Annotated in this window: 10 protein-coding genes; 9 read left to right on the top strand and 1 reads right to left on the bottom strand. The window is 64.7% G+C overall.

Going from position 1 to position 15,346, the window contains the following annotated elements; all coding sequences use genetic code 11:
* Positions 1 to 230 precede the first annotated feature (230 nt).
* Positions 231 to 2,189 (top strand): sigma-54-dependent Fis family transcriptional regulator, encoded by a 1,959-nt coding sequence (locus A5784_RS03600; RefSeq protein WP_156750358.1) that lies wholly within the window; start codon positions 231 to 233, stop codon positions 2,187 to 2,189.
* Positions 2,190 to 2,300: 111 nt separating this feature from the next.
* Here A5784_RS03600 and A5784_RS03595 read toward each other — a convergent pair whose 3' ends face one another.
* Positions 2,301 to 3,251 carry a mycofactocin-coupled SDR family oxidoreductase gene (locus A5784_RS03595; protein WP_082944644.1) on the bottom strand — a complete coding sequence of 317 codons (951 nt, stop codon included), beginning with the start codon at positions 3,249 to 3,251 and terminating at the stop codon, positions 2,301 to 2,303.
* 193 nt (positions 3,252 to 3,444) lie between these two features.
* Here A5784_RS03595 and A5784_RS03590 point away from each other — a divergent pair, with 193 nt between their 5' ends.
* The 8 genes from A5784_RS03590 (at position 3,445) to A5784_RS03555 (ending at position 15,221) form a co-directional block, all read left to right on the top strand.
* Positions 3,445 to 4,404, top strand: coding sequence for a C-terminal binding protein (locus A5784_RS03590; RefSeq protein WP_064942420.1), 960 nt, complete (start codon positions 3,445 to 3,447; stop codon positions 4,402 to 4,404).
* A gap of 11 nt (positions 4,405 to 4,415) precedes the next feature.
* A complete protein-coding gene (locus tag A5784_RS03585) occupies positions 4,416 to 5,696 on the top strand; it encodes an aspartate aminotransferase family protein (RefSeq protein ID WP_197514625.1) in 1,281 nt (426 codons plus the stop codon).
* 23 nt (positions 5,697 to 5,719) lie between these two features.
* Entirely contained in the window at positions 5,720 to 6,613 is an 894-nt protein-coding gene (locus tag A5784_RS03580) for a fumarylacetoacetate hydrolase family protein (RefSeq protein ID WP_064942418.1), read from the top strand.
* A gap of 67 nt (positions 6,614 to 6,680) precedes the next feature.
* Positions 6,681 to 8,777: a hydantoinase/oxoprolinase family protein gene (locus A5784_RS03575; RefSeq protein WP_064942416.1), complete on the top strand. Its 2,097-nt coding sequence runs from the start codon at positions 6,681 to 6,683 to the stop codon at positions 8,775 to 8,777.
* Positions 8,774 to 10,543: a hydantoinase B/oxoprolinase family protein gene (locus A5784_RS03570; RefSeq protein WP_197514624.1), complete on the top strand. Its 1,770-nt coding sequence runs from the start codon at positions 8,774 to 8,776 to the stop codon at positions 10,541 to 10,543. The genes A5784_RS03575 and A5784_RS03570 overlap by 4 nt, the downstream gene beginning before the upstream one ends.
* Before the next feature lie 43 nt (positions 10,544 to 10,586).
* A complete protein-coding gene (locus A5784_RS03565) occupies positions 10,587 to 11,726 on the top strand; it encodes a Gfo/Idh/MocA family protein (RefSeq protein WP_064942414.1) in 1,140 nt (379 codons plus the stop codon).
* Positions 11,727 to 11,878: 152 nt separating this feature from the next.
* On the top strand, positions 11,879 to 13,843 hold the full coding sequence (gene iolD, locus A5784_RS03560) for a 3D-(3,5/4)-trihydroxycyclohexane-1,2-dione acylhydrolase (decyclizing) (protein WP_064942412.1): 1,965 nt from the start codon (positions 11,879 to 11,881) through the stop codon (positions 13,841 to 13,843).
* 22 nt (positions 13,844 to 13,865) lie between these two features.
* Positions 13,866 to 15,221, top strand: coding sequence for an aldehyde dehydrogenase family protein (locus A5784_RS03555; protein WP_064942410.1), 1,356 nt, complete (start codon positions 13,866 to 13,868; stop codon positions 15,219 to 15,221).
* Positions 15,222 to 15,346: the final 125 nt, after the last annotated feature.

Genomic DNA, 15,346 nt, shown 5'->3' with positions numbered 1-15,346 from the left:
TTGGCAGCATGGCAGGTCAGCGGCACGCGAGTGGCTCACGGATCGTGTGATTCCGTTCTGCCGCAACATCTTTGATGCGAACGGTGCGGCTCGTGCGTGCGCTCGGGATTATTGCTGCTCGAGAGGCTGACCGCAGGCACCGGCTGTGGCGGCCCGGTTGCCTGCGGCCTCGGCGCAGAGTCCGTGGGCTTCGCACAGGGTTGATTGCCTCTTCACATACGTAGAGTTCGTTGGATTTTGGCAACTTCCCAGTGGCCTTGCATATCGCTGCATGTCATCATGGTGGTGCGGAAGGGAATGCAATTTTGATTGGTGCGTCATCGAATCCTCTGGCGGTAGATGCGCGGCCCGACGTCACGAGTTCAGGGCGTGCAGGCAAAGCGCGTGGACCGTATGGCCTTGGCGGAGGCATCGGGATGGACGCGACCCATCTGAGGACTCTGCGTGACCGATTTGTCGCGGATCCGGCCGGCACTGACCTGTCGTCGCTGCGGCCCGTGATTGAACGGTCTTGGCGCCGGAGCATGATGTGGAACATCGACCCGGACCGCCGGACGTTCGAAGACATCCACGAGCCCGAGATCGATGATCTGGTGCTGCGCTGCGCCGAGCCGGTGTTGGGCGAATTGGAGCGGTTGGCCGCCGACAGCGGAGCCCACGTGATCCTGGCTGATCCATCCGGGACGGTCGCGGTCTTTCGGGGCGAGCCGCAGGTACGGCGAGTGGCCGAGAGGCTGTTTCCGACCTTCGGGGGGGCGATGTCGGAGGACGTCGCCGGTACCAACGCTGAAGGCACTGCGATCGAAGAGGGCGCCGCGGTCCAAATATGGGGACCTGAGCACTTTGTCGCCAGTCTCGAAGACTTCTGTTGCACGTCGGTGCCCATCTACGACCCGCTGCGCCGCGCGGTGCGGGGCTTCCTGAGCCTTTCGCTCCCGGCGGATGTCGGCATGGACGTCAATCCCGCCTCGATCGCCTGGATCGTGAAGGGTGCCGCGGCTGAGGTTTCACGACGACTCGCAGAAGGCCTGGCTGTACGCGAGAAATCGTTGCTCGATTCCTACCTGTCCGAAGTGCGCAAACGAGGGTCGGAGTCTGTCGTCGTGATGGACAGCCGCATGACGATCGCGACGCGGGGAGCACTTGAGATGCTGCAGCCGGCCGACTACGCGGTACTGGCCGGTTATGCGCGCGAGTCCGAACAAACCTCGCGTCCGGTGGAGCGCGAGGTGATGCTCGAACCGGAGCGGGCGTTGCATCTTCGAGCCAGCCCGATATCGTCCGGCGGCGAGACGATCGGCAGTGTCATCCGGCTCAAGCCTCTGGCGCCCATCAAGGGCATACGTGCGGGAGCGTCGCCGTCAACCACACGGCGGGATCCGTTCGAGGCCGTGATCGGGGAGAGTGTCGCGCTGCGTCGTGCGGTTGAGGTGGCCAGTAGCGCAGTACGGCGACGATTGCCGACATGCATCATCGGCGAGCCAGGAACAGGCAAACTGACGCTGGCCACATCGATGGCATCGATGATGGCCGAGGAGACGGTGGTTCTGGATTGCGCCCGGCCAGAGCTCAACGAGCAACACTGCCTGGACGACATCACGTCGGCGCTGCTCAGGCAAGCGTCGGTGGTCTTGTGCCATGCCGACGCCCTGAGCGCTGAAGCATGTGCGGCCCTTGCGGAACTCCTTGCAACGCATGACAACCCGGCGGTCGTCATCACCCTCGCCGGGATGGGCGAGGACACCATGGCGCTCACTTCCGCGCTCGGCGGTATCGAAATCGCGATGCCGACTCTCCGGCAGCGCCGTGACGACATCCCCTTGCTTGCTGCGCATTTCATCAAACGCGGGCCGCACGGGAACACTCGTATCTCACGTACCCTGCTCCGAGTCCTCACCGAGGCCGACTGGCCGGGCAATGTCGCGCAGTTGCATGAGTTCGTCACATCGGCAGCAGTCCGTTGTGCGTCACCCGAACTCGGAATGGAACACCTGAGCGATACTCATCGTCGGGCGCTGGCAAAGAGCCGCCTGTCGCGACTCGAAGAGGTCGAGCTACGGCAGATCCAGGATGCCCTCGCTGAGGCGGGTGGCAATCGGCTCCAGGCAGCCAAGCTGCTGCAGATCGGCCGATCTACGCTGTACCGCAAGATCGAGTTCTACACGCGTCGAGGCTTCACGCTCGATTGACGGCGGGCAACCCTACAGACGCCCTTATGCGGCAACGCCGCTCGTACATTCATGGAAAGCATGGATAGTCGGCCTGGTTGCGTGGCATCCAGGCCGACTACCGCGGGGTGTTCAGTCGACTACGGGATTGGCGTTTATGGGCGGCATGACCATGTGTCCGCTGTCGATCAGCAACTCGGCGCCGTGAATATGGTCGGCCGCGTCGGAGGCAAGGAATAGCACTGCGTCGGCGACGGCTCTGATCGGTATGGCGCCGCGTCCGGCCAGCAAACTCCAGGCCCGGGACGCCTTCAGCATGTCGTCGCCTGTGGCTCCCTCGAAGCCGGCGATGAACTCATTCATTACCGGGTTGTTGATCATCGGCGAGTTCACCGGACCCGGAAGAATGGTGTTGACCCGCACATTGTGCGGCCCAAGTTCGAGCGCTGCCGACTTGGCGAGACCACCCACGCCGTGCTTCGAGGCAACGTAATTGCAGTAGTTCATCAACGGCTCGTGCGTGTTCAGTGAGCCGGTGAAGATGATGACGCCTGACTGCTGCGAAATCATCGTAGGGGCAACTGCTTTCACCGTATGCCAGACACCCGTCAGGTTGACCGCGATCATGTCTGACCACTGGGATTCCGTCATCTCCCAGAAAGGGGCGATAGCTCCGGTGATGCCGGCATTCGGGCAGACGATGTCTATGCGGCCGAAGGTGTCGAGCGCCTTGGCCACCAGTTCATCGAGTTGTCCCTGCTCTCGAACATCGACGATGTCGGCGATGCAGCGCCGGCCGACCGCCTCGACCTCGGCCTTGATTGCCGCCAGGTCGTCCGGACTGGCGAGCGGATAGGGGATCGTGTCGATCTGCTTCGCGATATCGGAAATGACGATGTCGGCACCCTCTTCGGCAAACCGTCGCGCAATGCCGGCGCCTTGTCCACGCGCACCGCCTGTTATGAAGGCAACGCGTCCTTCGAATCTGCCGTTCTGCGACACCGCAGTCCTTTCTTCGTCATCCGAGCGGGCAGCACGCAGCCGGACGGTGATCTTGTGGGGGACCCGCCCGACACCGTGCATGAACAATCAAAACCTCGGCATCCCGACACGAATGTCCCGATTCGGGACACATCGGCCGGCTCGGCTCTCGATGTGTGCCGTTCTGGCACGGTTGGTGCCCTCGACTTCGCGCTGTACTTGATCTCACTTCCGAACACGACGCGCCATCAGGTGGTCGGCAGGGAACGAGAGCATGACACGAACAGGACGGCAGATGACGAACCGCGATGGGCAGGGCACCATTCTGGTTGCCCCCCACCACTTCCCGGACTTGAACCGCGAGCACGCACTCGCCGAGGAATTCGGCTACAGACTCAACGCAGCGGCGGACACAGACGCTTTCCGCGATGGTCTACCGGAAGCCGAGATCGTCATGATCACTCCGTATGCGCGGCTCACCGCGGCGGATTTCCCCGTGATGGGCAAGTGCCGGGCCGTGATCCGCTATGGAATCGGCTACGACAACATCGACGTCTCTGCGGCCAGCCATGCCGGGATCCCCGTGTCCATCGTCCCGGGCACCGCCTCGGAGGAGGTGGCATCCCACGCGTTCGCCATGGGGCTTGCACTTGCCCGGCGGTTGCCGACGGGCGACGCCGCGATCCGTGGCTTCGGCTGGGCCGGGACCATCGGTTATGACACCCCGGTGCTATCCGAGTTGGAGGTGGGTGTCGTCGGTATGGGCCGCATCGGCCAGCACGTGGCACGCATGTACTCGGCAGTCGGAGCCCGCGTCCGCGCGTACGACCCGTTCGTCGCCGAGAGTTTCGTGCCGATGTCAGACCTCGCCGACGTCCTTGAGAATTCCGATGTCGTCTCGCTGCACCTACCGCTGACTGATGACACCAGGAATCTCATCTCTGCCGAGGCGCTGGCCAGGATGCGCAAAGGCGCGGTGGTGGTGAACGTGTCACGCGGAGGCTTGATTCACGAGGCCTCGCTTGCGGCGGCGCTTCATTCCGGGCACATCGCCGGTGCGGGTATCGACACCTTCGCGCATGAGCCGCTGGACCCGGAGCACCCTCTTCGGACTGCGCCGAACACGATCCTGACACCGCATATCGCGTGGCGTTCGAACCGCTCGACTGGCGCGTTGCAGGAGGGCGCAGTGGAGCGGGTGCGGTTGGCGCTCACCGGACAGCCGCTGATCGACGTTGTGACTAACGGAAAGTGAAGAGAAACAAGGTGACAACACAGAGTCTTGGCGAACAGGCCGTTGACCGGGTGCCCGCCGAGGATCCACATCTGCGCCGGGGACCACGGGGATTCCCGCTGCTGCCAGGCGGCTACGGGCGCTCGACGTACTACACCGGTGCGCCGAGTCCCTACGCGATTCGCGGTGAGGGATACCGGATCTGGGACGACCGCGGCCGTGAACTGATCGACGCGAACAACAACTTCACCTCGCTGATCCACGGCAACGCTCACCCCGCGATCACCGAGGCGGCGACGAAGGCCCTGTCCTCGGGAGCAAGCTGGGGCATCCCGAACCTCGACGAATGGGAGCTGGCCGAGCTGCTGATCTCGCGGCTACCTGCACTGGATCAGGTGCGGTTCGCAAACTCCGGCACGGAAGCGGTGATGTCGGCGATTCGCATCGCCCGGGCCAGCACCGGCCGCGAACGCGTGATTGTGACCAAGGGCGGATATCACGGCACGTCCGATGTCGCTCTGGTTCCAGGAGGACCCAGCTACACCCGCGGCGTCACCGAGGGCGTTGTCAAGGATGTCACGGCGGTGCCGCTGAACGACACCGCGTTCCTACGCGAAGCGGTCGAAAGTGCGCCTGCGGAGTATGCCGCGATCGTCCTCGATCTGCTTCCCAACCGCGCCGGGCTTCTCACCATCTCGGAGGAATTCGTCCGTGAGGCAAGGGATCTGGCGACTCGCCACGGCATCGTGTTGTTGATCGACGAGACGATCAGTCTGCGGCTGGGGTTCGGGGGATTCAGTGGTGAGTACGGCATCGAACCTGACCTGCTCACAACAGGAAAACTCATCGGCGGAGGGTTCCCTGTCGGCGCGATCGTCGGGCGGGCTGAGCTCATGGCTGAGGTCGATCCGACGAAGCCCGGCAGCCTGCCGCACGGCGGCACGTTCTCGGGAAACCCGGTGAGTATGGCCGCGGGGGCCGTCGCCTTGCGGCTGTACACCGACAAGGAGGTATGCCGCCTCAACACACTCGGCGACGCCGCCCGCAAGACCGTCAATTCCCGTGTCGCCCACGCCGGTTGGGAGGTGCGCGGCCGCGGGTCACTGCTCCGTGCCGTCCCTGCGGGCGCTCAGAAGGTCGAGGAGACAGTGCAACATCGGCTGTGGTGGGCATCCTATGAACGCGGCCTCCTCGGTTCGCCGGCCAACCTGCTTTCCTTGTCGACACCCATGACAGAGGACGTTGTCACCGATATTGCCGACCGCCTCTCCGACGCCGTGCTCTCCGTAGCCGAGCGTTGCCCCCAGTCCTGAGCCATCGCCAAGGAGTGTGAACTTTGAGAATCGTTTCCTACGAAGACCAATCCACCACCCGCGGTGGCGTACTCGTCGACGACGTGGTCTATGACCTTCACCGCTTGCTCGAAGACGCGCCTGAGGCTGTCCACGGCACAACATCTTCCGTGCGGGAACTGCTCGAGTTGTACGGGGCGGGCATTGCAGATCTATCGGCCGGCATGAATGCACTGGTCCGGCGGAATCCCGATGCCAGGGTCGGGGAGCGCTCGCAGGTGCGCCTGACCGCACCGATCGTCGACCCCGCCAAAGTGCTGTGTGTAGGGCTGAATTACAAGGATCACGTGGCCGAAACGGGACGGGCACTTCCTGACTATCCCGACATCTTCGCCAAGTTCGCGTCGACGCTGATCGGTCCGGACGATCTGATCGGCGGAGCGGAGGTCAGTGAGAATCTCGACTTCGAGGGCGAATTGGCGGTCGTCATCGGCCGGACTGCGCGCCGGGTCTCGGAGGAGGATGCGCTCTCCTACGTCGCGGGCCTCGCACCGTTGAACGACATCACGGCGCGCGACCTGCAGTACCGGGGCACGCAGTGGCTGGCAGGCAAGGCCGTCGACGGATCCACTCCTTGGGGTCCGGCGCTGGTGACACTCGACGAGGTCGGTGATCCGCAGGACCTGGAGTTGGTGACGAAGGTCAACGGCGTCGAGATGCAGCGCTCGAACACGAGCTACCAGATCTTTCCCGTCGCGCGCGTCGTCTCCTACCTCTCGAGTTTCCTCACGCTCAGTCCGGGTGACCTGATCGCGACCGGCACCCCGCAGGGGATCGGCGCGAAGCGCACTCCGCCGGTCTGGCTGCAGCCGGGGGACACCGTCGAGGTCGACATCGAGCGGGTCGGCCTGCTCCGCAGCCGCGTGGCCGACCGCTGATCGCGCTGACCATCCTCGGCAGCGCCAAGACATTCCCAAACAAGTTCTACGAAAGTACTGACGACACATGAGCGAAGTTCATCCGCAATCAGCCGGCGGCGAGGCCAGATACCGCATTGCCGTGGACACCGGCGGCACGTTCACCGACGTGGTGGTCGGCTCCGACACCGGTGAGATGGCGGTCGGCAAAGCGCTGACCACTTATGACCGGGTCTTCACGGGCTTCGAGGCCTCAGTGCGCCGTGCTGCCGAATCGGTCGGGTGGAGCGGCGAGGTGGTGCTGCGCAACGCCGACGTGATCGTGTACGGCACCACTCATGCCACCAACGCCGTGCTGACCGGCAAAGTCGCCAAAACCGCACTGCTCGTCACCGAAGGTTTTGCGGACACCCTGCTGCTGCGTGAAGGCGGACGCCGGGACGCATTCGATTCCAAGGCGGCCTATCCGCCGCCCTACATTCCCCGCCATCTGACCTTCGAAATCCGGGAGCGGGTGTCGGCCGAGGGTGATGTGCTGGTCGCGCTCGACGAGGATCAGGTCATCGCGGTGTTGCGCTCATTCGCGGACGAGGGGATCGAGGCAGTCGCGGTTTCGTGTCTGTGGTCGATCATCAACGACGTGCATGAGCGCCGCATCGCCGAGCTCATCGAGGAGATCCTGCCCGGTGTGCCCTACACACTGTCGAACGAGGCGAACCCCACGATCCGGGAGTACCGGCGATCGTCGGCGGCCTCGATCGATGCGTCACTCAAGCCGCTCATGGCCGACCATCTCGGAAAGCTGCGGTCGGATCTCGTCGAGTTCGGGTTCTCGGGGGACCTGCTGGTGGTCACGTCCGAGGGTGCCGTGCTGGACGTCGCCGACGTGCTCGACCGGCCTGTGCTGCTACTGAATTCGGGACCGTCCATGGCGCCGCTCGTCGGTGCGGCCGCAGCGCCGGACCACGACACAGTTGTCGTATGCGACATGGGCGGCACCACGTTCGACGTTTCGCTGGTCGAGAAGGGCGTGGTCCGGCACACCCGGGAGGCCTGGCTCGGTGAGCCATTCGTCGGGCACCTGACGGGGCTCTCATCGGTCGCGGTCACCAGCATCGGTGCCGGCGGCGGCAGCATCGCCTGGATCGACGGGGGAGGCCTGCTGCGCGTCGGGCCGCAGAGTGCCAGGAGCACACCGGGTCCCGCAGCGTACGGCCGCGGCGGTGACCAGCCCACCGTCACCGACGCGTGCGTCGCACTCGGCTATCTCGACGCCGACGGGTTCGAGGGCGGGTTCACTCTGGACCGGCAGGCCGCTGTGGCGGCGATCGATACCCGGATCGCCGAGCCGCTGCAGATGGAGACGATCCAGGCCGCGCAAGCGATCCTGGATGTCTCGGCGCACCACATGGCGACGGCCATCCGCCAGGCCACCCTCGAGCACGGCGTCGATCCGCGCGGAGCGTTGGTTGTGGCGGGCGGTGGCGCAGGTGCGATGGTCGCTGCCGCGATCGGCGCGCTGTTGGAGGCAGACACGGTGCTGATCCCCGCCACCGCAGGTGTGTTGGCGGCCTACGGCGCGCATCGGGCGCCGATTGCGACAGAGTTCCTGTCACCGCTTCACAACGACACCCGCAGTTTCGATGCGACCTCGGCACGGACTGCCGTCGACGAGTTGAGCGTCAAGGCTGCGACTTTCTCGAAACGCTTCACCCACGCCGATTCCGGCGCCCAGGTCACCTACTTTGTGGACGCGCGATACCCGGGACAGGCCTGGGACCTCCGCGTGTACCTCGGTGGCATCCCTGATCCAGAGGGCAACGCCGCCAACACGATTGAGCGTGCATTCCATGCCGAACACGACCGCCGCAACGGCACCCACGACCCCCAGAGCCGGGTGGAGATCATCACCTGGGGCGTACGCGTCGAGATTCCGCGACCCGAGCAGGTCGGCGCCGACACCTCGACCAACGGTGCCGGTGAGTTCCACCGCACCGACTCGGTGGTGTTCGGCGGCAAGAGCTACCGCACTCCCCGTTATCGAGGAGTGACGCTCGGTCCCGGGGACCGGATCGAAGGTCCCGCCGTCATCGACCAGCCGACGACGACCATCGTGGTGCCGCCCGAGTGGAACGCCGTGCTCGATGACCGATCCAACATCTACTTGACCCGTAAGGAGGCGTGACCGTGGCCCGCGAATTCGATCCAGTCAAGCTTTCGGTGCTTGCCAACGCGTTCGACGGCATCGTCCGCGAGATGACGAACGGCCTGTTGCGCTCGGCACGTTCGTCGGTCATCAACACCGCACGGGACTTTTCGTGCGCGGTGCTGACCGCTGACAATCAATTGCTGGCGGCAGCAGAGGGCGTGCCGGTGCACGTGTTCGGCGCCGGGCCTCTCGGCGAGGACATGGTCGAGTTGCACGACGATATCCGGGAGGGCGACGCCTTCCTTCACAATGACCCGTACCGCGGGAACTCCCACGCCGCGGATCACTGCATCCTGGTGCCCATATTCGTCGAAGGGCGGCATGTTTTCACCGCGGTGACGAAGGCTCATCAGGCGGACTGCGGTAACTCGCTGCCGACGACGTTCTACGCGACCGCGCGCGACGTCTACGAAGAGGGTGCGCTGATCTTTCCCTGCGTGAGGGTGCAGCGTGACTACACCGACATCGACGACATCGTGCGCATGTGCCGGTCCCGTATCCGCGTTCCCGATCAGTGGTACGGCGACTACCTGGCATCGGTGGGAGCTTCGCGCATCGCCGAGCGCCGCATCCATGAGCTTGCCGAGAAGTTCGGTGTCGATGATCTCGTCGACTTCGTGGACGCGTGGTTCGACTACTCAGAGCGCCTGGCCGCGAGCGCAATTGCGACGCTGCCGGAATACGAACTCCACGGCTCGACCGCGCATGACCCGTTCCCCGGCACCGGTCCGGACGGAGTCCCGCTGCAGGCGACGATCAAGGTCAAGCCGGCCCAGGGAAGCATCTCGATCGATCTTCGGGACAACCCGGACAATCTGCCCAACGGGCTCAATCTGACCCGTGCCACTGCGACCGGAGCTGCGCTTGCCGGAATCCTTTCGGGCATACCGGAGAATCTGCCGAGCAATGCCGGAACATTCCGACGGATCGAGGTTCTGCTGCGCGACGGATGCGCCGTGGGGGTGCCGAAACATCCCTTCTCATGCTCGTCGGGCACGACGAACCTTGCCGACCGGATCGTCAACCTGGTGCAGGCAGCGTTCTCGCAGATCGGCGACGGCTATGGCACTGCGGAGGGCGCGGCAGGGCAGGCACCCGCGAAATCGGTGATCTCGGGAACCGACGAGCGTAACGGCAACGCATATGTGAATCAGATTCTGGTGGGCGGGGTCGGCGGACCTGCGACTCCGTTTGTGGACGGCTGGCCGACCTACCAGCGGCCGGTATGCGGCGCGCTGCTCTACCACGACAGCGTCGAGGTCGACGAGCAGCGCTACCCGATCCTGATCCGTGAGCGCATGCTCGTCACCGACTCAGGCGGCGCGGGCCGGCTGCGGGGTGGACTGGCCACCCGAGTCACGATCGAGCCCAGAGTCGACGCGGTGACCCTCACCTATGGCATCGAGGGGAAGCTGAATCCGCCCAAGGGCGTCCGGGGCGGACAGGGCGGTTCAGTTCCGGACGCCTGGGTCGAGGACATCGACACCGGCCGGCGTCGTGAGATCCCGATCGTGGGCCGCTACGACCTGAGGCGCGGCGAGAAGATCGTCTCGATTACGCCGGGTGGTGGTGGTTACGGCGACCCGCTGCAACGGGATGCGGACGCCGTGCTCGACGATCTGCGCGAATGCCGGATCTCCTCGCAGGCCGCGCTCACCGACTACGGTGTCGTGATCGCGGACGGCGTCGTCGATCAGGAAGCAACCGTGAAGACCCGTCGTGAGCGGCTGACCGCGCGCTGAAACCTGCTGTCCCACAACAAAACATCGACGGAGAACAGAAAAGATGGAACCCATTCGAGTCGGCATCATCGGTGTCGGGAACGTTTTGAACCAGTATTTGGACAAGATCGGCGTTCACCCCGAGGTCGACGTGGTGGCCCTGGCGGACGTCAATACCGACGCCGCCGCGGCCCGCGCTGCGGAGTACTCGGTACCGAAGGCGCTCACCCCCGAGGAACTCCTCGCTGACGGCGAGGTCGAGCTCGTCCTGAACCTGACCCCACCGAAGCTGCATGCACCCGTCACACTGAAGGCGATCGCTGCAGGCAAGCACGTTCTTTCGGAAAAGCCTTTCGCGACATCGCTAGAGGAGGCCAGGCAGATCCTCGACGCCGCGCGAGAGCAGGGGGTGAAGGTCGGTTCGGCCCCGGCGACGTTCCTCGGCTCCGGTATGCAGACCAGCCGCAAACTGATCGATGACGGCTGGATCGGGCGCCCCGTCGCCGCGGTTGCCACGTTCGCTTGCCGCGGCTACGAGCACTGGCATCCGAACGTCGACCCGTTCTACAGCCCTGGCGCGGGGCCGATGCTCGACATCGGGCCTTACCTCATCACGAATTTGGTGAACATCTTCGGCCCCGCCCGCCGCGTCGCGGGCACTGCGCCGCGCTCTTCGGAGACCCGCCCTCGACCTGGCAAGTCCGGGGAATCCAACGGTCTCATCGACATTCAGACGCCGACGCATGTCACCGGCACCATCGACTTCGAGTCAGGTGCGGCCGCCACGGTGATCGTCAGCTGGGATGTGTGGAACCACAACCTGCCCCACCTGGAGATCTACGGTACGGCGGGTTCCCTGGCGGCGCCCAATCCTGACCATTTCTCGGGCGCCCCGGTGCTGCGCCGCGGAGAACCCCGCGACCTTTCGCTGGACATGACGCCTCCGGGTGGTGGGGACTGGCGCGAGACTCCGATCACCCATCGCGACGACGCGTACCGCGGTATCGGTCTGGCCGAGTTCGGGCATGCGATCCGTACCGGTCTCGAACCTCGTACGGGAGGCGACTTCGCCTACCACGTACTGGAGATCCTTCTGGCGTTCGAGGCGTCGTCCGAGCTCGGGCGGCATATCGACATCGAGAGCACCTGCGAGCGGCCGCGTCCGCTTCCGTCAGTCGGCCCGCACGAGCCGTACCGATTCTGAGCGGCCTTCACCGACACCAGCCCCACCTCCACCCGGCCCGGAACCCGAACCCGTATCAAATTGGGACACAACGGGTTCTCGTCGCGGTGACAACCTGATTTTCAGAACGGGTCGGCGCACCGCCGACGTAGTTTCGAACCTGAGGAGAACGCATGAGCAGCACAGCCGCGGTCGACGCCGGCACCGACGCCGAGATCAACAATGTCCGCCAGAACGTCCGCAGGCGCACCGTGGCACAGGCCATCGTCGAATACCTGCAGGTCCAGTACAGCGAGATGGACGGTGAGCGCAGACGCCTCATTCCCGGCATGTACGGCATCTTCGGCCACGGAAACTCGGTCGGGCTTGCGCAAGGGATCGATGAGTACGGGGTCGATTTCCCGCACTACCCGGGAAAGAACGAGCAGTCGATGGTCCACGCGGCCATCGGTGTCGCCAAGGCCACCAACCGCATGTCGACGCTCGCCTGCACGGCTTCAGCCGGCCCCGGCTCCACCAACATGATCACCGGCGCCGCCACAGCAACGACGAATCGCCTTCCGGTGCTGCTGTTCCCGGCGGACATCATCAACAATCGGTTCGGCGATCCGGTGCTGCAGCAGATCGAGCACCCGATTGAGCGCGACGTCTCGGCGAATGATTGTTTCCGTCCGGTCAGTCGCTATTTCGACCGGATCACCCACCCGGCGCAGCTGCTGTCCACCCTGCCCGAGGCCATGCGTGTCCTGACCGATCCGGTCGAAACCGGCGCGGTGGTCGTGTGCCTTCCGCAGGATGTTCAGGGCGCCGACTTCGATTTCCCCGAGTCGTTCTTCACGCCGCGTGTCTGGCCGATCCGCCGCAGGCCCGCGACCGAGGACGAGATCCGTGACGCCGCCGAGATCATCCGAAATGCGCAGCGCCCCATCATCGTTGCCGGAGGAGGCGTCCGCTACTCCAAGGCATCCGATGAACTTGCCAGGTTCAGTGCCGAATTCGGCATCCCAGTGGCTGAAACCTATGCCGGCAAGGGCAGTGGCCCCCTCGGCGAGCTGGGCGTCGGTGGCGTCGGTGTCACGGGCACGTTCGGAGCAAACCAGATCGCGGGTCAGGCCGACTGTGTGATCGCCGTGGGGACGCGCCTGCAGGACTTCATCACTGCGTCGCATTCACTGTTCCAAAACCCCGGCGTGAAATTCGTTCATCTCAATGTGAACTCGTTCGACGCACACAAGATGGGTTCGTTCGCCGTCGTCGGCGACGCGAAACTGTCACTCACTGCGCTGCACACCGAGTTGGCGTCGGCGGGCTACGGAACCGCTGAGTCGTTCCGGGACGAGATCGCTGCTGCGCAGAAGGCAACTCAGGAGCGGCTGGTACACGACCTTCAGGACTTCCCTGACGAGAACATGAGTCAAGCGCAGGTGATCGATGCCCTGAACCGGCACACTGGCAGCGATGACGTGCTGGTCCTGGGTTCGGGCGGCGTCGTCGAGGGCGTGCACAAGGCGTGGGATGCCTCCAACGGCACCGACATCCATTTCGAGTACGCGAACTCCTGCATGGGGCATGAGATTCCGGCAGGACTCGGCCATCGGATCGCGCGAGCAGATACGCCCGGAGATGTCTTCGTACTCATCGGCGACGGTACCTACTTCATGCAGCCGACCGAGCTCGTCACGGCGGTGCAGGAACGCAAGAAGATCACGGTCATCGTCATCGACAACCGTGGAAACCAGTGCATCTGGCCGCTGCAGGTTGCCAAGGGTGGTCCCGACGCCGAATTCGGGACGCAGTTGCGTGAGCGGAACGACGCGACGGGCCGTCTGGACGGCCCGGTCGTCGATGTCGACCTGGCCGCGAACGCCGCGAGCATGGGATGCGCAGCATGGACTGCTACGACGATCGACGAGTTCAACGCGGCGCTGACCGACGCTCGCGGCGTGGAGGCGCGACCCGCGGTCATCGTCGCCAAGGTCGAACCGTGGCGCTATCTGACCGGCAATGGCGCGTTCTGGGATGTCGGCGTCCCGATGACCTCAGAACGGCCCGGCAACCAGGACGGCACCGCTGAGCATCTCCGTGGGCGGGCGCGTCAGCGCTTCTACCCGGCCACTTCTGCTGCGGTCGCGCACTGAAATCGAAGGGGAGACACCCGCTATGAGTAATTTTGCGGTCACCAACCCGGCAACTGGCCAGGTCCTCGCTGAATACCCCGCGGCCACGGCGGAGGAGATCGAGTCCGCTCTCGCGTCGACGCATCGCGCCTACCAAACTTGGGCGCGCGAGACGTCGGTCGCTGAGCGCGCGGCCCTCGCACAGCGTCTCGCGGAACTGTTCCTCGAGCGCGAGGACGAGCTCGCCGCGATCATCAACCGGGAGATGGGCAAGCCTGTCGACCAGGGGATCGGTGAGGTGCGGTTCTCGTCCGCGATCTCAGCGGCGTTCGCGAAGAACGCCGAGGCGTGGCTGGCCGATGAGGTCCTCGAAGTGGCGGACGGCCTGAAAAGCTTCCTCCGCTTCCAGGGCACCGGTGTCATCCTCGGCATCATGCCGTGGAACTACCCGTACTACCAGGTCGCACGCTTCGCGGTACCGAATCTGATTCTGGGCAACACGATTGTGCTCCGGCATGCCAGTCAATGCCCGGAGTCCGCGCTTGCCCTTGAGCAGCTTTTCCGTGACGCGGGATTTCCCGATGAGGCGTACGTCAACGTATTCGCTACCCACCGCCAGCTTTCGGAGATCATCGCCGACGACCGCGTCCAGGGCATCTCGCTGACCGGTTCTGAGGGTGTGGGAGCGATCGTGGCCGAGCAGGCGGGGCGTGCGCTCAAGAAATGCGTGCTTGAACTCGGTGGATCGGACGTGTTCCTCGTGCTCGACACCGACGACATCGACCACGCCGTGGAACAGGCGGTCATCGGCCGTATGGACAACACCGGCCAGAGTTGCAGCGGTTCGAAACGAATTGTGGTGGCCGACGCACTGTTCGAGGAGTTCGCGAAGAAGTTCACGGCGGCGATCGGCGGGCAGTCCTATGAGGCAGGCGATTTCGGTCCGCTGTCGTCGGCAGGGGCAACGGCGGATCTCACCGCTCAGGTGCAGCGCGCGCTCGACCAGGGCGCGGAGATTCTCGTCGGCGACAACGAGCCCCAGGGCAACGTCTACACCCCGTCGATTATCACCGGCATCACTGCCGCCATGGACATCTACAGTCAGGAGCTGTTCGGTCCAGTCGCCCAGCTGTATCGGGTGTCGAGCGACGACGAGGCGATCGAACTGGCCAACTCCTCGCCGTACGGGTTGAGCGCCGTCGTCATCTGCGACGACCTGGCCCGAGCTGAGCGCATCGGGGACCGTCTCGACGTCGGCATGGTGTTCATCGGCGCCGGCATGCTCGGCGGCCCCGACGTGCCCTTCGGTGGCGTCAAGAAGTCGGGCTACGGCCGTGAGCTGGGCAGGGTCGGCATGCTCGAGTTCGCGAACAAGAAGCTGTTCCGCTTCGCGCGGTAGTGCTACCGCAGTGCGCGTACGGCCGCCGCCTCTTATACACATCTCCGAGCCCACGAGACTACGCTGCATCGCGTTTGCCGTGTTCTGCTTGAAAAAAAAAAGGGGGGGGGGGGGGGGGGGGGGGG

The organism is Mycobacterium sp. 852013-50091_SCH5140682 (genome assembly GCF_001665685.1).
GTDB lineage: Bacteria > Actinomycetota > Actinomycetes > Mycobacteriales > Mycobacteriaceae > Mycobacterium.
Note: the sequence above shows the minus strand (reverse complement) of the source record. Positions and strands in the feature narration are given on the sequence as shown.

Coding starts and splice junctions, on each gene's coding strand:
- A5784_RS03575 (WP_064942416.1), top strand. CDS start 6,681: ATGAGCGAAGTTCATCCGCAATCAGCCGGCGGCGAGGCCAGATACCGC.
- iolD (WP_064942412.1), top strand. CDS start 11,879: ATGAGCAGCACAGCCGCGGTCGACGCCGGCACCGACGCCGAGATCAAC.
- A5784_RS03595 (WP_082944644.1), bottom strand. CDS start 3,251: ATGCACGGTGTCGGGCGGGTCCCCCACAAGATCACCGTCCGGCTGCGT.
- A5784_RS03565 (WP_064942414.1), top strand. CDS start 10,587: ATGGAACCCATTCGAGTCGGCATCATCGGTGTCGGGAACGTTTTGAAC.
- A5784_RS03555 (WP_064942410.1), top strand. CDS start 13,866: ATGAGTAATTTTGCGGTCACCAACCCGGCAACTGGCCAGGTCCTCGCT.
- A5784_RS03590 (WP_064942420.1), top strand. CDS start 3,445: ATGACGAACCGCGATGGGCAGGGCACCATTCTGGTTGCCCCCCACCAC.